The organism is Methanoregula sp., assembly GCA_041645435.1.
Classification (GTDB): Archaea; Halobacteriota; Methanomicrobia; order Methanomicrobiales; family Methanospirillaceae; genus Methanoregula.
On record JBAZQB010000002.1, the window covers coordinates 212,506 to 233,214 of the forward strand.

A 20,709-nucleotide genomic window follows, 5' to 3' on the forward strand; every position below is an offset into this window, starting at 1 on the left:
CTTTTATTAACTTACTTTTCCATTCCGGTGTATGAATGTAGTAACCACCGTGATAAAATCCCGTCATAGTGTACGGAAATTTAAACCTGATTCTATCAGTGCTATCATAATAAAAGACGTGCTTGAATGTGCTGCGCAGGCACCCACAGCAATGAATCTCCAGCCGTGGTTGTTTGGTGTTATTAAAAATAAAGAAGTACTTGCGAATATTGCATCAATCGCAGATCATGGAAAGTTCATTGCAGAATGCCCCTTATGCATTGCGGTTTTTGGCGAGAAGAAAGAAACCTACTATCTTGAGGATTGCTGTGCTGCAACAGAAAACATTATTCTGGCTTTGCAGGCTCACGGGGTTGCATCCTGCTGGGTTGCCGGAGAGAAAAAAGTGTATGCTGACCAGATTCGTGTCCTGCTTGATGTTCCCGATCAATATGTATTAGTCTCACTCATCGCGGCCGGTCTTCCCGCTGAGATTTCAATGACAAATAAAAAGGAAATGAAAAAAATAGTCTTCCATGAAAAATTTGAAACTGATTTATATGCGTGAATTAATTATGTGATCACCTTTTTCTTAAAAAACATTCCAATACTCAAAAACCCCGGAATTATTAAGCATCAGGCCAATAACATCATTGATCATGAATAAACCGGTTCTGCAAGTAGCACTGGATCTTCTTGAATTGAAACGGGCTTTGCAGATCGCACAGGAAGCTATTGATGGCGGTGCAGACTGGATTGAGGTTGGAACCCCCCTTATAAAAAGTGAAGGAATGTCCGCAATTCGATCGATGAGGGAACGTTTTCCTGATACGGTTATCGTTGCTGATATGAAAGTTGCCGATACTGGTACATTGGAAGTGGAGATGGCTGCAAAGGCGGGTGCGGATATTGTATGTGTGCTTGCGGATGCAGATGATGCGGTCATTGAAGAGGCAATCCGCGCAGCCCGGCTATATGGAGTTCGGATAATGGCGGATTTGATCAATGTCAAGGATCCTGTTTCCCAAGCCTGCCACCTCGAATCCCTTGGCATTGATATTATCTGTGCCCATGTCGGCATAGACCAGCAGATGACCGGAAGGGATTCGGTTGAACTCCTGACCTCTCTATCAGGAAAAATTCACGTTCCTCTCGCAGTTGCCGGCGGAATCGATTATAAGAGTGCCGGAGAAGCAGTGCAGGGTGGGGCAGATATTGTCATTGTGGGGGGAGGCATTGTCCGCTCTTCAGATGTAACCGGCTCAACAAAAAAGATCCGTGCTGCAATGGACCATCCCTCGATTAAACCGATCAAAAAAAAATCCGCGGATGAAAATATCCGATCCCTTTTAATGCAGGTTTCGACCCCCAATATCTCGGATGCAATGCACCGTAAGGGAGCGATGACGGGGATTTTTTCAATATGCGGAAATGTCAAAATGGTAGGAAGGGCAGTCACCGTCCAGACGCTTGCCGGGGATTGGGCAAAACCTGTGGAAGCCATCGATGTTGCCAGAAAAGATGAAGTGATCGTGATTAACAACGACGGATGTACACATGTAGCCCCCTGGGGAGAACTGGCTACGTTAAGTTGTGTAACAAAAGGTATCTCGGGTGTTGTTATCGACGGGGCTGTTCGGGATGTCGATGATATACGGGCAATGAAGTTTCCCCTGTTTGCAAAAGCAATCGTGCCAAATGCAGGAGAACCCAAAGGATTTGGGGAGATCAATTCGGAGATCCAGTGTGCGGGACAGTATGTCTGCCCGGGTGACTGGATTGTTGGTGATGAAAGCGGTGTCGTGGTAATTCCCGCGGGGCGAGCTTATGAAGTAGCACGCAGGGCACTGGAAGTAAGGAAAAACGAAGAACGAATACGGGAAGAGATCCGCAGAGGGAGTACACTCTCTCAAGTAGCAGAATTAATAAAATGGGAAAAACAGTGATGCAGTTCTAGTGGAACACGCTTCGTTCCAGAAGAATTGCACCAGAATTTTTAATCTTTTTTATCGCGTCTTCAACTAAATCTACACGAAGGATGAGCACTGCACCTTCTTTTCCGGAATATGCGTAGGAATACTCGATATTAATACCCGCATCTCCCAGAATTTTTGCCACTTCATAGAGACCGCCCGGCTGATCTTTCATACGAACTGCAATCACATCAGTAAATGCGATATTAAATCCCATTGATAACAGTTTGTCATGCGCTTTTTCCGGGTGATCCACCAGTGCTCTCACAACGCCAAAACCGTTTGCTTCTGCGATGCTGAAAGCAAGGATATTGATCTTCTCCTCTCCCAATGCATGAGCAATGGCTGCAAGCCTGCCCGGGCGGTTTTCAGAGAATATTGAAATCTGCCTGATTACATATTTTTGTGTGTCCATTTACATCGACCTCTTATCAATTACCCTCTTTGATTTACCTTCAAACCTTGGTAATGAGCCCGGTTCGACTAATTCGACATCTACATTAACGTTCAACGAATTCCTGAGCCGGTGTTCAACCTTCTGCCGTATCTGCATAAGATCATTGATTTTATCGCTGAATGACTCCTTGTTCAGTTCGACACGGACAAGCATGTCATCGAGAGCTCCTCTCTTCTCGACAACAATCTGGAAATGCTCCCCCACTTCAGGAATTGCCATCAGCGCATACTCGACCTGTGAGGGGAAGACGTTGATACCCCGTATGATGAGCATATCATCTACTCTTCCCTGAATACGCTGGATCCTTGGGTGAGTTCTGCCACAGGCACAGGTATCTTCCTCCATTGTGGTGATATCCCCGATGCGATACCGTATCATAGGGAGGGCTTCTTTCTGAAGGATAGTGATAGTGAGCTCGCCTTTTTCCCCAGCTTCAAGTGATTCACCGGTTTTGGGGTCTATAATCTCTACCAGTGCGATATCCGACCAGATGTGGAATCCTTTTTGTTCCGCACATTCAGTAAACATCGGGCCTGATAGTTCGCTGGTACCATAGATGTCATATGCATTGATACCAAGCCACTCCTGAATGCGGTTGCGCATCCCCTCCGTCCATGGCTCCGCACCCAGAATTCCGGTGCGCAGTTGGGTATCTTTTTTGATATTAACTCCCATCTTCTCTGCAACTTCACCTATATGGAGGAGATACGAGGGTGTGCAGGCAATAGCGGTTGCTCCCAGATCCTGCATGAGTTCTATCTGGCGTTCGGTATTTCCTACACTTGTCGGGATTACGGTTGCTCCAATCCTCTCGGCACCATAGTGCATACCAAGTCCCCCGGTAAAGAGACCGTATCCATAACTTACCTGAATTACATCGCCTCTGCCCAGTCCGATTGAGGTAAGGGCACGGGCCAGTGAGGTTGTCCAGGTGTTTATGTCGTTTTGTGTATAACCAACAACGGTTGGTTTTCCTGTGGTGCCCGATGACACATGATAGCGGACGAGCTCGTCCTGCGTTGCCGTGAAGATCTTATCCGGGTAATTGTCTCTCAGATCCCGTTTGAACATGAACGGGAGTTTATGCACATCAGAAAGTTTAGTGATGTCATCCGGGTGGACTTTCTGCTCTTTCATCCGGTCGTGGTAAAACGGAGAGAAACTGTACAATCGGTACACCAGACTCTTTAGCAGTTTGTACTGCATCCGCTGGAGATCTTCTTTGGGCATTTCCTCGATGCGTGGATCCCAACATTTCATCAAATCGCCTCCCTTCTGTCTATCACTCGCTTTGCCTTTCCTTCGAAACGCGGCAATGATCCTGGCTCAACAAGCCTGACCGTTGTTCGCAGCTCCAGGGCATCGCGGAGTTCTTTTCCTACTTTTTTCTGGATTCTTGCCAGATCCGTGAGTTCGCCACTGAAAAAGTCTCTGTTAATCTCAACTTCCACCGTCATTTCATCCAGATGATTTATTCTGTCGATATATACCATAAACTGATTGCCGACTTCAGGGATTTTCAGGAGCACGTGTTCAATCTGGGAGGGGAACACATTGATACCCCGGATGACCAGCATATCATCGCTTCTTCCCGTGATTCTGGCGATCTTCTGCGCTCTTTTACACAGGCAGCCATCTTCCATCAGCATCGTAACATCACCGGTACGATATCGCAGCAGAGGCATGGCTTCTTTGACCAGCGGGGTTACTACCAACTCCCCACGCTCTCCATCTGAGACACGGTCTCCGGAAATTGGATCAATGATCTCAACCAGATAGGAATCATGCCAGATATGGAGCCCGTCACGCTCCTCACATTCGAATGCAACACCCGGTCCAAAGAGCTCGCTCAGGCCATATGAATCGTACGCTGTTACACCAAGTCTTTTTTCAAGAGTGTGCCGTACACTTTCTGACCATGGCTCAGCCCCGAAAATTCCTGTTTTGAGACTATCGAGAGATTCACCCATCTCTTCTGCAACCTCCGAAAGATGCATTGCGTAACTGGGTGTGCAGTGAATTGTTGTCACGCCAAAATCTCTGATCATTTCGATCTGGCGTTTGGTATTCCCTGTGGCGCTGGGGATAACCGTCATCCCTATTTTTTCTGCACCATAGTGGAAACCAAGACCCCCAGTGAACATGCCATAATTGACCATATTCTGGAAGATATCATCCTTTCCAACACCGATCATGGTCATATTGCGTGCAATCAGGTCTGCCCAGACATCAAGGTCTTTTTTTGTGTATCCAACAACCGTAGGTTTTCCTGTTGTTCCCGATGTTGTATGGATGCGGACGATATCCCTTAGAGGAACTGCGAACAACCCGAAAGGATAGCCATCCCGAAGATCCTGTTTTTTGGTAAAAGGTATTTTCTGGATGTCATCCAGTGTTTTTATCGATGATGTCGTGATTCCTGCCTCGGAAAGACGCTTTTTAAAAAAACCAACTTTTTGTGCCTGGTTTATCGTTTTCTTCAAACGTTTGAGCTGAAGTGCCTGTAAATCATCAGGTTTCAGGGTTTCAATCTGCTTATCCCAGAACATCTCCGACCTCTGTTATGCTATCGCATGACAAATTATGTCTTGACTACGGTATATATCCACCGAAAATGCAGAATTTAGGTAATATTGGGAACCGGACTTTTGTAACTTACTCTCTACTTCCCTAAAAGGTACAACGATGATTTAATCTGTGGAAATGTGGTAGTAATTATCTGAATTGGGAAGGATCATACGGGGTTTATGGAAACGAATTATCCTTGGTTGTCGGTTAGCGGGTTTGGCTCTCATATCAAATCGACACAAACAAAGCTAATTGTCCAGAAAAAAAACAGCGTTGAAGAATACCCTCTTGAATCTGTAAAAAATCTTCTCATCGTTGGTGGCCATACGATAAGCTCGGGAACGATTACGCAGCTCATAAAAAAAGGTGCAATAATCTCATTTTTCGAACCAGATGGGAATCCAATTGGGATTATCAGCCCTTTCGGCTACCATAACGATCCGGAGGTGTATCATGCACAGCAAACCGGATCACGACATCGCTATGCAACGGTTATTGCTCAGGGAGCATTGAAGTCCCGCCTTGTCGCTATTAATCGCCTGCAGGAGACGCAGAATGTGGTGCTTTTTTATGAAGGTGAGTCGGATTTCCTTCATAAGTCCTTAGAGGAAATGGCATACCTGATCAAACTCGACGAGATCCGCCGTCTGCACCGCCTGACCTCTGATATGTATTATGAGATCATGTCGCGCAACACCAAGCCCGAATTTGGATTTCGGAGACGGACATTGCGTCCTCAGATAGATCCCATCAATGCCATGCTCTCATTTGGTTATGCAATGCTGTTTGGCAATTGCTGTGTTTCACTGATCGGGGCGAGGTTGGACCCTGACATTGGCCTGTTGCATGAAGGTAATGGGGGTCTGGTCAATGATATTGCTGAGTCGATGAAATCTGAAATGATTGATAAAGTAGTTTTTAGGATCGCCCGCGAATCCCTTATACCTGAAGATTATGAACTCACCAATGATCGGTGCATGCTATCAGATGAATTAATCAGAAATCTCATTAAAACATTTCATGATACAATAAACAATAACAAAATCGATGAACAGGTATCAAATCTCTCAAATGCAATACGTAATAATGGTGAATTTAAAGCCCTGTACTGATACGTCCCTCTCCTTTGATAATTGAAAAGTCGTCAAAAACCTTTAACTGAATTTCTGATTGCCGGAGATCGCGGATTACTGCACGGGGACAACCATACACCATTGATACAAATTTTTCAAGAATCATCAATTCACCGGTTACATAAATGTGGACCCTTCCGTCAGGTAAATTCATAACCGTTCCGCTAAGTTTCAAATCGGTGGCGATTCTCCGTACGCATGCCCTGAATCCGACTTTCTGGACCCTTCCCGAGATGAATATTTCTATTGTTTTCACCATCAGATCCCCTGCATAATTTTAATTGCATGTCCGAGTTCATCGAACACTTCATCACGGAGAGTTGACTGGCGAATATTTGTCGCTGCGTCAATGGCACAATCAAGGACATCCTGAGCAGCACTTTCACAACCAGCAGCATGACTCTTCATAGCAATATCACACATAACATAAGCCCTTCGGGAAAGTGGCCGGATTATCTGCGCCTCTTTTATTGCACTTTGCATCATGCGTTTTGAGAGTTTTCTATTGCCTTCTCTTCTGAATAGAATTGAAAGGTCACAGAAAAAGATCGCTTCTTTTCCGCGATCGGCAACCGAACGGATAATTCGTTCAAGTGAGGCTATCTGGTTGGGATGAGCCCCGTCATCAATAATTTTTTCCGACACTGCCCTGATCTTACTATAATGACTGGGAATCTCATGAGACTCTTTTTGCCCCAGCTGCATAAAGCGATGATGTCTCAACTCATCATCGGTAATAGTCTTTGTAGTATCAATTGCATAGCTGAAATATTTCTTATTATTCCGTGTTGTGTACAGCATCGAATATGTCTGGGCAACATTGTCGCGGATTGTGTCAGCGATATACTGGATATTGATATGTTTTGTTAATGTATCTGCCTTTTTTAGTAAAGGCAGGAATGCTTCATCTTTACTATATTGAAGTGAGAAAGGGATAATATCCAGAATTATTGATGCCCGTTCATAGGGTGAGGGTATTTTTTCTGCAGCCTCCACCATTAAAGTGAGCAATTCAACACATTGATCACTATCGTAACTTACCATTCGGAACATTGCAATAAGTGAATTGATGTAATCGACTGGTTCTTTGATTTTCGATACGATATTGAATGCGACATTAACTAATGAATTGTCGGGAGTGATTGTGTTAAGGCTGACGATTGCAAAAATAATCTGCCGGCGGGCAATCGTGCTATTGGGAAATTCTACGGATTCCAGAATTTGAATTCCCACATCAAGGCAATTCTTTGCCATTTTCTGATCGATATGGCAGAATAGTGTTGTCAGATCCGCTAAAACAATTACTTTCTGATATTCTGCCGGAAGATTTTGTAATGAATCAAAAACTTCTTTGAGAATTTCTGATGAATGTTCCGTATCCCCCGATTTAAATGCAGAATCTGCAAGGTTTAGTAACCCTGTGAGACGATTGTAGGGATCTTGTATCAAGTGAAGGACGCGATACATCAGATTGATAGTAATTGGATTTGATCGGGCTCGTTCACTTCTCTGAAGGAGGTATGCCATTATTTCATAGGGATCAGTCGAACCGTGAAGGGGAGTATCCTCGTTGAGGTTTGAGATAATCCGGGACATCATCGCATCCCGTTCTAATGCATTACTGATTTCAACAGAGTATATCGCAAGAGGGATAATAAAATCCGGATTGTCACTCGTTTTTGAATAGGAGATTATCACATCTATTAATCCAGCAATTTTAAGGGAGATCTGTTGGGGTTTTACACTTTTTTTAATTATCTCCAGAGCGCGCTCGAATGGAGGTACAGTCATTGAAACCTCTTGAGTACGTGATTGAATTAACGGTTCTTTGAGTAAAATACATCCAATTTCAATAAAACACTTAGCAATACGTTCAAGTAATTGGGTTTTTAATGCAGGTGCATCGATATCCTGTGCGATTATGTACGCCTTTTCGAGCGCCTCAGGTGATCGGTTATCAATTGAGTATTTTATTATTCCCTCAATGATGTTAGCCATTGCCAAGACTGCCAGATCTTTTTCAAGAAGGGAATTGCTCCATTCTTTCATTCTTAAAAGGAGATCAAGATCTCCCTGCTGAGCTGCCAGGATCGCTGCTTCATCGATAATCCTGCTCAATGTGGCAGATCGGGTTTTTTGTCCATTTATCTGGCAGGTCAGTCCAACAGCTCTCTGAAGGAAATCACGGTTTTTTCGCTGCACACCAATTTGGGCAATTTTTATGACAATACTTGAAATAGCTCGTTCTTTTAATGACAATTCTTTGATAGAATCCGCGAGTTTTATCAGGATATCCGGTTCATGAGTATTGAGGATACCCCGGTCCACAAGAAGGGTGATGCATTCAAGAAAGAGAGAATCCCTTCGGGGATGTAAAAGGATAAGATCTTTCATAGAATGGATATGGGGGATTATTTCATCAAAAGAAGAGTCCTTAGAAATTTTAATGACTGCCTGATATATCGCATTATAGGAAATTTCTACGGGAATCGTCTGGAGAATTGAACTGTTAATCTTTGCAATTGAATTCTTTTTTACTCCAGTGATCAGGAGATTGGTTAAGCAATCTGTGTAGGAAGAAATATTTTCGGATTCATGATTGACTTTCCCAAATATGTCGAGTGCTGATTCAAAATCTCCTGAACTGACAATAATTTGTGAAAACTGAAAATAAACCCGGGATAAATATTCAGTATTGCAGTTTTTTTCAATAATGGGTACCAGTTCAGAAAGCATGTTTATTTCATTCGAGTGACGGGAAACAGAGATTCCTGCTTTGATTATCTCCCGTATTGGGTATTTATCAGGATTTTTTTCAAGCTGTTGAAGTGTCATTGCAGATTCAAGATACCAGATATCTCCTGATTGCTCTGCCTTCCTGAGAAGATCAATGATAAGAGTTCCCGTAACAAAGGGTAGGGTCTCACAGAGGGATTGTAGTATTTTGGCGATCTTTTGTTTGTCCTTTTCGCGTTCGAGAAGCTGATCTACCTGGGCGCTGATAATCTCAAGTTGCTTATCCGAGTTACTATCTTCAAAGTTACGGATAAATTCTGTAATATCAGACAATTCTCCGGAAAACGCAGATTTAATTCCATTCTCAATGATTAAATTTACGCAGTTCTGTCTACGGATCTTCTGGTGAATATCGGATGCAATTTTGATACTCTCTATGAATAATGGACGATTCCTTTCCAGAACTGCTATAGTTGCAATTGCTTTTGCAAGTTCAGAGTGAAGGACCGCACGTTTTGAGATATCGCTGATATCCTCAATAAGACTGAGTGAACTACGGAGACGTTTTTCATCACGTGTTGTGATCGACCAGACTATCAAAAGTGGTATAATGTCGATCATGATATCAGATCGGTACTTCCTGAAGCTGATCCGTTCGAGCATGATCATACCCTGTTCGATAAACGAAGGATCAGAATGAGATACGCCGGCTTCAATGAGATCCCGTGCGATCAATGCAAATACACGTGACTGATAACTTTTTTTATCTAAGATATCTGACAGGAAAAGAAGTGATTTTAGCCATGCATCATTCTTTGTTTTAATGAACTGCCCAAGAATGCTTGAGAATAAGGCATCTAATTCGTTGCTTGGAATACTGGGGAGGGCATACAAAAGGGCAGGATTGTTTGATTTGATGGCTGTATCAACAAGGAGATGATTAAGATCAGAGACAATTGTTTTTTTTGCCTGTCGTCCCCAAGTCTGGTGTAAATCATCAATACTATCCCTTACGATCTTCCAATCATCTGGTGATAGCGCCTGTTGAATTTTATCGATTATTTCCGTGGGTTTAACCATTATTTATTTTCCCGGTTAAAGAAATTCAGGTATTTATCTCAATTTGACCCAATTAGTTAATAAAATTTACTATTTTATTTACGCTAAATTCCATATTTTTTTTGGATACTAAAGCAAATTTATCGGTTTTTTACCCGAAATCTCAATAATGAAACCCTTAATTTTAATAAACAATAAAAATTTCAATTATTCCTCGAATTCATCCCCAAAAATCCTTTTTTCCGATAATTCCAATCTGAACTAAAAAACCTATATTAGATTTAAAAGGCTTATTTTTCCTTAACTTTTTGAATTGTTTCCATAAGTTCATCCCGGAGTGCTCTGCCCTGATCCGTATTCTCCGCATCAATAATGATCCTGATCAGCGGTTCAGTCCCCGATGCTCTCACCAGTGCCCAGGAATTATCCCGATATATTTTAATCCCATCTGTTTCATCTATAATACCGTGAGAATATGCAGATTTGAGCGTTTCGAGTATGGCCGCACCCCCGACTGCTGATATCTTCTCTTTAATCATACATCGCTTGGGTAATTGTTCTAATAACAACGATAATTTCTGTCCGCGTGAAGCAAGAATTGCTACCATAGTAGCAGCGGTCATACCCCCGTCACGGCAGAACTGATGGTCGGGGAAGATGAGTCCACCATTTCCCTCACCCCCAAAAATAACATGGTGCCCCTTCTCAATGAACGATCGCATCGTGCGGGCAACATAGATGCTCCCGACGGGTGTGTAAATCACGGTACAGTTGTTCTTATTCGCGACGATCTCAACCATCTGTGACGTGCTGACCGGGGTAACAATTGCACCTTTTTTCTGGTGACATATGTGGTCTGCGATAAGTGCAAATTCCTGGTTTTCTTCTACAAATTGTCCATTTTCATCAATAAACACTGCGCGATCTGCATCACCATCGTGAGCAATACCGAATGCAGCACCGCTGCTCACAACGAGAGCTGCAAGCCCCTTCAGACCTTCCGGTGATGGTTCAGGAAGCCTTCCGGGAAATGTGCCGTCCAAAATACCATTAATCGTCAGCACCCTGCAACCCATCCGGGTGAGTATCTGCGATGTTGTGGAGCAGGCAGGGCCTGAACCCGGGTCCACAACAACAGTAATTCCCTTTCCCGGTTTGCCGGGAAAAAGATTCGCAATTGCGGTGATATAGTCTTCAATCAGGTGAGGTGCGACGGTTTCTTGTCCTACATGTTCCCAGGAATTTGCGGAATAGGAATGTGTAAATATTCTTTCTTCGAGTTTGAGGGTTTCTTCGTCCCCCATTTCTGTTCCATCAGATTCAATGATTTTAACGCCGTTATATTCTGGAGGATTATGAGATGCGGTGATCATCACCCCGCCATCAAATGTATCTTTTACCAGATACTGGAGTGCCGGCGTCGGGAGGATGCCACAATCCGTTACATCGCAACCTACAGCAAGGAGTCCTGACTTAACTGCGTTGATAAGGGTTTCACCGCTGGTTCGTGTATCTCTGCCAACCGCGATTTTTCCTTTTCTCATCGTTCCGAAAGCTTCTCCAATGGAAAGGACAAGTTCGGGTGTCAGATCTTTTCCAACAATCCCTCTTACACCATTGGTACCGAACAACCGTTTTTGGACCTTTTTTACTTTCATGTCTTCCTACTCCAGCGACTTTTTAAGGACAAAAATCTTCAAAGGCATTGAGTGATGCAAGGACCTCATCAGGACAAGGGTTGGTAAGAACACAGTGGTCTGTTTCGAGATCTCCTATTACTATTCTGGGGAATGCCTGCTGTTTGAATCCTTCGATAACGGTAAAATCTATACCTTGATCAAAAAGGAGCTTTAACGCACCCTTTAATGAGTTATTACGTATCGCAACTACGGATTTATCAGCATCGATTCCTACTGAAATATCAGCACCAACATCAAAAAAACCGGTCGTATCTTTTCCCTCTTCAAGCTCGTATAAATGGTCTCCAAGGTGCTTGATAACTGCAACATGCCCTTTGGTTTTGAGTTTTGGGATAAGCTGTTTGATAAATGTGGTTTTACCGGAATTTGATCTGCCAACAATCTGAATTATCTTCATGGGGTCTTATCTCCAGCAATTTCGAGTTCTTCTTTATTAGGGCTGACTATTCTTACCCTTTTTTCATCATTAATTGATACTGTAAGTGGAGTTGCAGGTTGATCGGAAATGTTCTCCTGCTCCTTATTGACCGTTGGTGAAGCATTTGACTGGATATGTTCGGTTGATATAATCCCCCGTATGGCAGATTTTTCCGTAACTACGGGGAAATCTTCCCTCTTTTCAAGAGGTCCCGGTCCAATGGGGGGATTATGTGAAGAAATTATTTCGGTGGTTTTCTTTCTTCTCTTTGTTTTTTGTGGGATAGAGTTATTTGTTTCCTTGGATCCCGACATTTTTTTTGGTGTATCACGTCCTCCATCATGAGGTATGTTTCCTGCTTCGGTCTCTTCTCCTCTTGTACGGAGAATTGTTTTTGCAGCTTCTCCAACACTTCGCATGACTTTGGTGATCCGATCCTCTATATCGATTTCTTCATCAATATCCAAAGTTGTCCCTTCCACTTCAAGTAAAAACCGTGCAACTTCGCTAGCTTCAAAGAGTAAATCATCCAGTTCGTCAGTGGTAAAGAACCCGCACATTGCACCATAAAAAAAAGTGGCACTTGATTTGCGCACCTTTTTTTTAAAGGAATTCCGTGCCTGGTTCACTGCCTGGGGGGTATAGGTATCCTCCATAAAAGGGACAAGATCAGGCAGATGGTTTCCAATAAAAGTCATTTCAGCACCGCCGGAGGTGCGGAAATCTGTGCACAAACGTGCAAGCGCCCATTCTCTTGCGGTGATATATGTCCTTTTGCGTAAAAACTGGTTTACTTTATGATAGGTTGCTCCATCAACTTTTTTGAATTTTTTATATTTATTGATTTCCTGCTGGATATTTGCGCTGTCCATTATCGTACACCTTTTAATAATTGGTTTATGTTTTTATTGGAACATTTTCTAAGAGATAATTGATTATTTGGCCGCTTTATATATAGCATTATATGGTTTATTATACCCTATAATTATGTCGCTGGGGATGATCTGATCAGTAAAATTTAGCGTCAAAAATCGAATATATTCAAAAAATAATCCAGATTTGGGTATATTTTTGATTACTCTCTTTATTGAGAAAATGCAGAGATTTTTCTGTTTTTCTTATGGGAGCAATTTCTTTTCTGAATCGATCCCAATAATATGCCTGCATGTAATCTTCATAGGAGCGCTCTTCATTCAATAGAGAAATTTTTGGACTGGGTTTAGGATTATGATTTTGTCATATTTCCGGTTCAACTTAAAAGATATCCATTTTTTTTGGGTAAACTGCTAGTTTAGCACCTAACTTCTCTCTCAATTTACGAAGAAAGATTGGGCAAAAATTTAGTGACCGAAATGCATCCATAAAAAGTGGATGAAGAGAAAAAAATAATCATATCACCAGTGTATGAACAGTTTTAGTTCTTATCGCTATATGGGGGAGGCCACAGCGGCGGGGGCTGAGGCAATGCCGAAGCCCCCAGGAGCGTCAAACAGGATAGTTAAGATCGAAAAATCCACGAAAAACCTGTTGATTTTAGGTGTTAAAATGGTATATTACCTTTCTTTTTTAGTATCTGATGGTGTGGTTGCATGAACCCACTCTATTATTCGATAAAAAATGAAGGTCTGGAGAAATATGCGTTTAAGGTAAAGGTTTTTGACTCCTCGTACGGCATCGATAACTGCCAGACTGGTTATACAAATTATAGTCTGCACACGGGTCATTTCTGCAACTCTTTGGGTAATAATAACTGCAGATCCTTTTTTGCCTGTGGTATAACGTCGTTTACTGTGTTGTGAAAATTTCGTTTGTAATTGGGAGAATTTTCCCCCTATCTAAAAAGAGTCTTTCATAAATTTCGGATATGTTTTCTTTACCTCAATTGTTATCTGACTTGATATTTCGGTTTTTTTCGTTCAAATTTTTTTTTAGTCAAACTTGACTTGGGGTGCTGGAAACTTGTCAAAAAAGGCTCTTTTACATATAGCATCATATGGTTTATTTGAAAATAAATACAACGATTTAATCCCCTCAAAAATGCTTAAAATGAATTCTTTTTTAGATAATACTCTTAAAATGAGGTTTTTCACTTTTATTAGAAATAATGGTATTTTCTTCGATTGCCTTGTGTATCAGGATTATTTATTGTGGTATCCCGAATTAATTTTATAGATATAACCATTTCTGCGTATATGAAAACACACTCTCATGACGCAAACGATACCAGAAGACATTGGCAGAATCATCGTAATCGAGACTCGTGTGAGGATCGATTACATTCTTCAATCGAACAATTTTCTCAACAGGCTAAACATTTTAATTATTTGCCCGACCTCTCCGAAGAACCGTTAGATTTTCCCGTTGATCTGGGGGTGGTTTACCCTGGTGAAGATGAGCTTGATGTTGTTATGATCAAGGAAATCCCTTAATTTATGTTGCGCACGTTCTCGGTCTCTGGTTAAAACGAACCGGGTATTAGGCAGGTCAGGATCTTGCGAAAAGTTCTGTATTCATGGCTCCTTCGATTCAGGACAGTAATCGTGTTTTCGGGGGTCGGAGGATCGAACACGCCATAGCAGGTAATCAACCGGGAGGAGTCATCTATGAATGCGACAAGCCATTTGTTCGATCCATCACGCTTGAATGATTTCTAGTCCCCCTGCCTCATCGACATGGAGTGAATCCGTTCATAGCAGAAATACTTTTACGGCTGCCGTTTCTTCATGTTAATCTCCATCAGGCCATGGTTCAACAATTCCTATAGTGTGCCAGTATTTCTATCCGCTTTCAAGAGCACCGATCTGGTGCTTGAAGGTGAAAGCGACAATGGAGATCAGGATCAAAGCAGTCGTATTCTATGACGAAGGGATCGGAAGTGCAAAGGAGATAGGAGAGACCAATATTATCTCCGAAAGGACGGTGAGGCGATAGACAAAAGCTCATAGTCATGACCCTGAGAAAGGATTACAGCCAAAAAGATCCGGCCGAAACGGTCTTCCCGGGTAATTTTCCCGGTTGTTGGAACAATGAATTATCCGATTCAAAAAGAAATACCCGACATGGAGCGTCTGTCGTATCACGCACCAGTTCAACCTCCCCTGTTCATGGAGAATCGTTTATCGTATCCTCAAGAAAAACAGTCTTCTTATCCGAGTCAAAGCGAAACCCCAACCAGCCGGCAAACGATTACTATGCCTTCAAGTCGATATTATGTTGGCAGGGCGATACGTTTCAGTTCTGTATACGAGGAGTCGTCAAGATATAAATCACCTGTTTTACTGATGACTGCCCATGTTATTGGGTAACGTGTAAAAATTATCTTCACAAAGATGCTGCTCCGCAGTCAATGCTCTCCGTGGGGCACTTCGCCCGTGTCGAATCCGATGAGAAATTTATGTCAATAATGGAAACAATTCGTCTTCCAATTTTTCAAAGATGAAGAATAGAAACATGGAATCAAACTCATCTTCGGCGGACCTTAGAAGATGAGCGATTGCGATAAGATTGAACACTATCACAAGATTCTTTACCTGGAATTCATCGCTCTCAAAGTGTTTTACTCCATGAGCCACTTTAACGTGAACTCTGGAACTTCGACCAGCAATACAATAACTGGCGAAAGCAAGAAATTCTTGATTGGATAACTCCAGCATCAGTTTACCATAACAAAATTATTTTCAACAAAAACAGAAAATATCTCGCAAGCTGATAAAAACTCTATCAGCAAAAAGGACATTTATTGTTGCACTCTATAATTATGATTTAATCAAAAAGATAATCCATGAGCTGCACCCTGATGAATTCCCTAAACAATATTCCTAAGTGAGATGGTTCATTCATCGACGTTAATTGTGTTTGAAAGCCAATAGCGGGCTTCCAGTCAACGATCTCATGTGTGATGGGTCATTGGACCCTCTCAATGAAAAAAAGGCCTGTTTTGGGCCTTTTGTTTTTCCCTGCTTATTGACATTTGGAGTACAGCATCTGAATTTACTGATTATAAGGCGTGGAGTAATAATAAAATTTTAAATTTTTTTCTGCCAATGATGAAATGTGTAAATTATTTTTGTGTGAAAAACTGAAAAAAACCTTCATAATTCCAAACTTCGCAGAATAGGTATTCTACGAAAACCTTTATTTATTCGAGATATGATAGAATAGAGCATGGAAAGCGGGTATTTCTCGGAGTGGCTCAAAAGTTACCGGAACTACCTCCGGATGCGCAATTATTCACCCCGCACCCTTGACAGTTATGAGCAGGTGATCAAACACTTTGCTTACTATGTCTGGCTCCGGCGGAATACTGAGAAGACCAAACTTGTCATCTACTGGAAGGATTTTGAAAATGCCCGCCTTGATACCAGTGTTGAAGTAACACCGGTTATGGTCACAGATTTCCTCTCATTTGTCTCGTCAATGCAAACGTACAAACCGAAGACATTTCATCGGATTATTTCGACAATGAGTTCTTTTTACCGGTTTCTTTACACTCAGGGTGCCGTCAGTACAAACCCTCTGACGGGTATTGAGCGTCCAAGAATTAAACAGCAGGATGTGAAATACCTCAAACATAACCAGGTGCTCAGACTGATTGATTCGATAGAAGATCCGCGTGACAAGCTCATTGTCAGGACAATATATGCCACCGGTGTTCGCGTATCAGAACTCTGTGAAATGAATGTTGAGGACATCGATTTTGATGAGCACACAATCCGAATAAGGGGTAAAGGTGACAAGATTCGTATTGTCTTTGTTGATGACGATACCCTTGCTGACATCCTAAAATTTATTGGCAACCGGATCGTTGGCCCTCTTTTTATTGGCCAACAGGGAAAGCACATTTCCTCTCGTGCTATCCAGCATATTTTCAAGCATTATGCCCCCAACGGTATCACTCCGCATAAGATTCGCCATAGTTATGCAAGTGAGTTGTATAAACGTTCAAAGAATCTTCGGGTAGTCCAGGAAAACCTTGGTCACACATCTATCAAAACCACAGAGATCTATCTGCATACTGATATTGATGAGCGCCGGCAGGTCTACCAGCAGTTTTTCCCGCTATCAACACCCAACGAGAAAATATAATTTAGGGCTCTGTTGAAATTCTCTATTTCCCATTGCTTGCCTATTATCAGCAGCTGATATGAGGATGACCCCCTCTCCCCCTGTGGGGGAAGCAGCCCAAGGAGAGTATCCCCTTGGCCCCCTTTTTAAAAAATTCTCATCAACCTTCTGCGGGTTATCGTAATTTTGGGGGATGCCCGAGCGACGGGGGTGGAAGCACGATGTGCTGTAGCCCCCAAGAGCGATTCCTCCTTTCCCTCCAGGATTTCAACAGAGCTTAATTTGGCTTATCCGTATTGAACAAATGACAAGAAATTGCCTCATCCTTTTTTCTTTTGTAATAATGTAAAATATCTCAATTTTTTGTTATTTTTTTATTTAACGTCCAAATATCGATATATTTGTTCTTATTCCTGTGGGACCATTTCTTAACATAAACCATATGATGCTATATAATATAATGTCCTTATTTCATTTAAAAAAATAGGCCAAGTATGGTGTGTTTATATTATCCTTGGGCCTCGCGTCCCTGTTTTTTTATGATAATAAAAAATCGGAAAAATTGTTCAGATTTGCTCAAAAAACATGAAATTATTATGGTGTAAATATCACGATTCAGAAGAGAGGGCGATAGATCTTTTGAATCCTGGCAACTTCTCGAATACAAACAATTTTCCGGATATCTTTTAGCTCTCCAGCGATCATCGGGTCATTGGAAAGATATGGGTTTGATGATTACATGGGGGAAATTATAGATATCCTGATTACTTCTTTTACCAGTTCGAAATAATGCAGGGAATCGGGAACTGGGATAATGGATAATCCGATACAAAAATTCTCAATTCAATACTATGTAAATCCTATTCAATTCTCGTAATTTGGCATTCATAAATTATTGTATCAAACAATTTGATTAGTTTGTTTTTACACTATAAAAATAGTATTCAAATCAAATTTTTCTCATTTATTTAGTATTCTACGATATAAAATTCAAATATTTCAATTATTTTTGAAATTCTATTTCAAGAAGTGATTATTGTAAAAATCCAATCTTTTAAATTTGTTTCATTTTTTTATTAAAAAATCGCATTAATCCAATGTTCTTGAAATCAGAAACTATGTCTGATAAGCGGTTCAAATCAATTTTTTTGGATTATCTAAAATTATATCTGAAAATCTCATCATTTCTATCTCGTTTGATATCGCAGTATCTGAAATAATATTATCATCAAATATTTCAGAATAGTTTTCAAATTTTTTTAATATTGATATTCCAATTTTTTGGATAAATCCCTCTTATAAGGACAATTCTTAATTTTATTGAAATAATTCCAATTTAAAAATTTCACCTCATGTTTTCTTGAGATTCAATACTTTAGAAAAATCTGTTCTTATGACTGAATTTTTGTATCAATTCAATATCATCAATCCGTTCAGATTTATTTTTAACATTTCATCAATTCCAATTAATTTTTAGGTTCCTTCATTGACGTGGATAGATTCAAATTCGAAAATATCCAATGTTTTACTATATGCCAAAGACTCATAAACGAAAATACGAAAAAATCGATGATGCAGAGATTGATCTCGTTATCCAGTGTGACGATAGTCATGAATTTTACGAACGGTACCGGCAAGTTTTTCCCACAAAAAAGAAAGGAATTGACAGTATCAGTAAAATCTGGAAACGCCGTAGTGAGTTTATAAAGAAACAACAGCCTGCTGAAGAATCTTCAGAATCGGTGTTGGGATCTACCCGTGAACTTGAGGTACTCATAACCGCACAAAATAAAATCCTGGCTGAATTGTCAACTGTTATGAAAGAACATCTCAAAGTCAGCAGGGAAATACTGGCACATCTTCCGAAACATATCCAGAAATATGAAGAACCCATCCCCAAACACAATGAAACAAGTACACCTGAACAAAAAGAACCCGGAAAGAAAACCAGTACGGAAAAACGCACTGATATCGTGATTGGATCCTGAATATCTTTTTTTGTAGCGCTGCCCGATAGCCATATTATTTTAAAAAAGTTCGTTTGATTGGATTCACCTTTTACTTTAATATTGCCTGAAAAAGGACTGTGGTGAAAGCTATCCTTATAGTGCTAAAATGCATAGGTATTATGACATTTCTCCAAAGGGAAAAATGTCCGATTCACGATCCAGTAAAATAAAAACCCCCGTAGTGTAGCGGTCAATCATGCAGGACTTTGGATCCGGCGACACCAGTTCGAATCTGGTCGGGGGTATTCTAGAGACGATTCTGGCAATTCTTGTTCTGTTTACCCAATTAAGGTAAAATGTCCCCTTTTTAAGATTATTGATAACACTTTTTTCGAGGCAGCGTTTGCGACATAGTTTACCTCATTTGGACCGGAAAGTGCTACCAGAACGCGAATATGAAGGTTGGTTTTACCGGTGAATTTAAAAAATCATGGTATTTGCCAATCGAATGCAGTGATGTAAAGCGAACCGGAGCATCCGGGATGACGAGTGAAAATAACCGACCGATATCCGGTGAACCGGACATTATGGCTCCTGCCATAGATGTGGTGATCCGGGAAAAGGGACTACACCGTGTTAATGGGGCATTGGGGTGAAGCTCTCAATAATACAAAAAGGTTCTTTGGCAAAGTCCCGATTATAATCCGTTGTTAACAATACCGTGATAGTAATTATTTTACAACCAAATACGAGAGAAGATATATAATTAAAACGAGAGGTAAAAATATGGCACCTGTTATCTGTCCAAATTGTGGCAGATCTACTCCAGAGGGTAAATTTTGTGAACACTGCGGGGCTTCCCTTTTTGCTCCCCCGGTCTATGTGTCCCCACCTTCTCCACCAGCCCCGGCGCCAAAAAAACAATCCGGCCTCACAACGATTCTCATAATACTTGGTGCTACGATCGGAATTATTTTGTTTATCGGGGCTATCGGATTTATAGTGGCATATGCAAACTATCAACCCTCTACTGAGGATAAAATTACTAATACAATTCAACCAACTCCGGTGCAAACATCAATAATAACGTCTGTGATAACACCAATGCCAATTAAGACGTCCCAGACATATCCTCCAACATATAGATCGACCTATACCACATCTTACAGTTCCTGGCATGCCGGCACACCCTCGACGGTACAGATCCAGAATAATTATTACTATTACTACAGGCTTGATATGCAACAGGGTGATATGAAAAAAATTTCTATCAAGACTGATGGATCTCCGATAGATCTTATGGTGATGGATTCCTCCAATTTTAAAAAATATGAAGATGCTGAGAAGAATCCACAATCAAAATACACCTGGCAATCTCGGAACCAGTTGAGCATAATCAATACTGAGTACATCCTGACTGCGCCGTTTGATGACACCTATTATTTTGTTCTCGATAATACGAATTATCCATCATTAGGAGCGTATGCAAAGAAAAATGTGAATGTCGGGGTGACGTTCAGTTCATATTATTAATGGGGAGAACGGTAGTTTCCCTCCCCGCCCATTTACCAATAAACAGGGCATGAACCCTCTTTTAGGTAATGTGGGGAGGGTTACGCGTAGGGCGTCCGGAATATTGTAACAAAGCGTGTGAAGGGCCCGGATTGCGAAAC

The 20,709-nt window shown here is 41.4% G+C and carries 17 protein-coding genes and 1 tRNA gene; 10 read left to right on the forward strand and 8 right to left on the reverse strand.

Annotated elements, in window-relative coordinates; translation table 11 throughout:
- The first annotated feature begins 31 nt into the window (after positions 1 to 31).
- Together WC593_04695 and hxlA are read left to right on the forward strand one after the other, a co-directional pair.
- Positions 32 to 547, forward strand: a complete 516-nt coding sequence (locus WC593_04695; GenBank protein ID MFA4824438.1) for a nitroreductase family protein — start codon at positions 32 to 34, stop codon at positions 545 to 547.
- A gap of 91 nt (positions 548 to 638) precedes the next feature.
- Positions 639 to 1,925 carry a 3-hexulose-6-phosphate synthase gene (gene hxlA / locus WC593_04700; GenBank protein ID MFA4824439.1) on the forward strand — a complete coding sequence of 429 codons (1,287 nt, stop codon included), beginning with the start codon at positions 639 to 641 and terminating at the stop codon, positions 1,923 to 1,925.
- 7 nt (positions 1,926 to 1,932) lie between these two features.
- Here hxlA and WC593_04705 read toward each other — a convergent pair whose 3' ends face one another.
- Genes WC593_04705 through WC593_04715 form a run of 3 tightly spaced genes read right to left on the reverse strand, consistent with a single transcriptional unit; the run spans position 1,933 to position 4,958 of the window.
- Complete coding sequence (locus tag WC593_04705; GenBank protein MFA4824440.1) at positions 1,933 to 2,367, reverse strand: ACT domain-containing protein; 435 nt, start codon at positions 2,365 to 2,367, stop codon at positions 1,933 to 1,935.
- On the reverse strand, positions 2,368 to 3,669 hold the full coding sequence (locus tag WC593_04710) for a phenylacetate--CoA ligase (GenBank protein ID MFA4824441.1): 1,302 nt from the start codon (positions 3,667 to 3,669) through the stop codon (positions 2,368 to 2,370). It abuts the gene before it with no gap.
- Positions 3,669 to 4,958 carry a phenylacetate--CoA ligase gene (locus tag WC593_04715; GenBank protein MFA4824442.1) on the reverse strand — a complete coding sequence of 430 codons (1,290 nt, stop codon included), beginning with the start codon at positions 4,956 to 4,958 and terminating at the stop codon, positions 3,669 to 3,671. Before WC593_04715 ends, WC593_04710 begins: the two co-directional genes overlap by 1 nt.
- 198 nt (positions 4,959 to 5,156) lie before the next feature.
- Between WC593_04715 and cas1 the strand changes: the two genes are divergently transcribed.
- Entirely contained in the window at positions 5,157 to 6,089 is a 933-nt protein-coding gene (gene cas1, locus WC593_04720; protein MFA4824443.1) for a CRISPR-associated endonuclease Cas1, read from the forward strand.
- Here cas1 and WC593_04725 read toward each other — a convergent pair.
- The 5 genes from WC593_04725 to WC593_04745 form a co-directional block, all read right to left on the reverse strand.
- On the reverse strand, positions 6,073 to 6,369 hold the full coding sequence (locus tag WC593_04725; protein MFA4824444.1) for an acylphosphatase: 297 nt from the start codon (positions 6,367 to 6,369) through the stop codon (positions 6,073 to 6,075). The genes cas1 and WC593_04725 overlap by 17 nt on opposite strands.
- Positions 6,369 to 9,926 carry a hypothetical protein gene (locus WC593_04730; protein ID MFA4824445.1) on the reverse strand — a complete coding sequence of 1,186 codons (3,558 nt, stop codon included), beginning with the start codon at positions 9,924 to 9,926 and terminating at the stop codon, positions 6,369 to 6,371. The genes WC593_04725 and WC593_04730 overlap by 1 nt, the downstream gene beginning before the upstream one ends.
- Before the next feature lie 269 nt (positions 9,927 to 10,195).
- A complete protein-coding gene (glmM, locus tag WC593_04735) occupies positions 10,196 to 11,563 on the reverse strand; it encodes a phosphoglucosamine mutase (protein ID MFA4824446.1) in 1,368 nt (455 codons plus the stop codon).
- Between the two features lie 22 nt (positions 11,564 to 11,585).
- Positions 11,586 to 12,002, reverse strand: coding sequence for a molybdopterin-guanine dinucleotide biosynthesis protein B (mobB, locus tag WC593_04740; protein MFA4824447.1), 417 nt, complete (start codon positions 12,000 to 12,002; stop codon positions 11,586 to 11,588).
- Positions 11,999 to 12,895: a DUF5806 family protein gene (locus WC593_04745; protein MFA4824448.1), complete on the reverse strand. Its 897-nt coding sequence runs from the start codon at positions 12,893 to 12,895 to the stop codon at positions 11,999 to 12,001. Before WC593_04745 ends, mobB begins: the two co-directional genes overlap by 4 nt.
- A gap of 532 nt (positions 12,896 to 13,427) precedes the next feature.
- Here WC593_04745 and WC593_04750 point away from each other — a divergent pair.
- From WC593_04750 to WC593_04780, 7 genes are all read left to right on the forward strand, one after another.
- Positions 13,428 to 13,616, forward strand: a complete 189-nt coding sequence (locus WC593_04750; GenBank protein ID MFA4824449.1) for a hypothetical protein — start codon at positions 13,428 to 13,430, stop codon at positions 13,614 to 13,616.
- 599 nt (positions 13,617 to 14,215) lie between these two features.
- Positions 14,216 to 14,452, forward strand: a complete 237-nt coding sequence (locus WC593_04755; GenBank protein ID MFA4824450.1) for a hypothetical protein — start codon at positions 14,216 to 14,218, stop codon at positions 14,450 to 14,452.
- A gap of 83 nt (positions 14,453 to 14,535) precedes the next feature.
- Entirely contained in the window at positions 14,536 to 14,670 is a 135-nt protein-coding gene (locus WC593_04760; protein ID MFA4824451.1) for a hypothetical protein, read from the forward strand.
- Positions 14,671 to 16,187: 1,517 nt separating this feature from the next.
- A complete protein-coding gene (xerA, locus tag WC593_04765) occupies positions 16,188 to 17,108 on the forward strand; it encodes a site-specific tyrosine recombinase/integron integrase (GenBank protein MFA4824452.1) in 921 nt (306 codons plus the stop codon).
- A gap of 1,511 nt (positions 17,109 to 18,619) precedes the next feature.
- Entirely contained in the window at positions 18,620 to 19,075 is a 456-nt protein-coding gene (locus WC593_04770; protein MFA4824453.1) for a hypothetical protein, read from the forward strand.
- A gap of 193 nt (positions 19,076 to 19,268) precedes the next feature.
- A tRNA-Gln gene (locus tag WC593_04775) sits at positions 19,269 to 19,341 on the forward strand.
- A 481-nt stretch (positions 19,342 to 19,822) separates the two neighbouring features.
- On the forward strand, positions 19,823 to 20,569 hold the full coding sequence (locus WC593_04780) for a zinc ribbon domain-containing protein (GenBank protein MFA4824454.1): 747 nt from the start codon (positions 19,823 to 19,825) through the stop codon (positions 20,567 to 20,569).
- The last annotated feature ends 140 nt before the right edge of the window (positions 20,570 to 20,709 follow it).

Bases quoted from the DNA above. Each gene is read 5' to 3' on its own strand.
- WC593_04695 (MFA4824438.1), top strand. From the start codon at position 32: ATGAATGTAGTAACCACCGTGATAAAATCCCGTCATAGTGTACGGAAA.
- hxlA (MFA4824439.1), top strand. From the start codon at position 639: ATGAATAAACCGGTTCTGCAAGTAGCACTGGATCTTCTTGAATTGAAA.
- WC593_04705 (MFA4824440.1), bottom strand. From the start codon at position 2,367: ATGGACACACAAAAATATGTAATCAGGCAGATTTCAATATTCTCTGAA.
- WC593_04710 (MFA4824441.1), bottom strand. From the start codon at position 3,669: ATGAAATGTTGGGATCCACGCATCGAGGAAATGCCCAAAGAAGATCTC.
- WC593_04715 (MFA4824442.1), bottom strand. From the start codon at position 4,958: ATGTTCTGGGATAAGCAGATTGAAACCCTGAAACCTGATGATTTACAG.
- cas1 (MFA4824443.1), top strand. From the start codon at position 5,157: ATGGAAACGAATTATCCTTGGTTGTCGGTTAGCGGGTTTGGCTCTCAT.
- WC593_04725 (MFA4824444.1), bottom strand. From the start codon at position 6,369: ATGGTGAAAACAATAGAAATATTCATCTCGGGAAGGGTCCAGAAAGTC.
- WC593_04730 (MFA4824445.1), bottom strand. From the start codon at position 9,926: ATGGTTAAACCCACGGAAATAATCGATAAAATTCAACAGGCGCTATCA.
- glmM (MFA4824446.1), bottom strand. From the start codon at position 11,563: ATGAAAGTAAAAAAGGTCCAAAAACGGTTGTTCGGTACCAATGGTGTA.
- mobB (MFA4824447.1), bottom strand. From the start codon at position 12,002: ATGAAGATAATTCAGATTGTTGGCAGATCAAATTCCGGTAAAACCACA.
- WC593_04745 (MFA4824448.1), bottom strand. From the start codon at position 12,895: ATGGACAGCGCAAATATCCAGCAGGAAATCAATAAATATAAAAAATTC.
- WC593_04750 (MFA4824449.1), top strand. From the start codon at position 13,428: ATGAACAGTTTTAGTTCTTATCGCTATATGGGGGAGGCCACAGCGGCG.
- WC593_04755 (MFA4824450.1), top strand. From the start codon at position 14,216: ATGAAAACACACTCTCATGACGCAAACGATACCAGAAGACATTGGCAG.
- WC593_04760 (MFA4824451.1), top strand. From the start codon at position 14,536: ATGGCTCCTTCGATTCAGGACAGTAATCGTGTTTTCGGGGGTCGGAGG.
- xerA (MFA4824452.1), top strand. From the start codon at position 16,188: ATGGAAAGCGGGTATTTCTCGGAGTGGCTCAAAAGTTACCGGAACTAC.
- WC593_04770 (MFA4824453.1), top strand. From the start codon at position 18,620: ATGCCAAAGACTCATAAACGAAAATACGAAAAAATCGATGATGCAGAG.
- WC593_04780 (MFA4824454.1), top strand. From the start codon at position 19,823: ATGGCACCTGTTATCTGTCCAAATTGTGGCAGATCTACTCCAGAGGGT.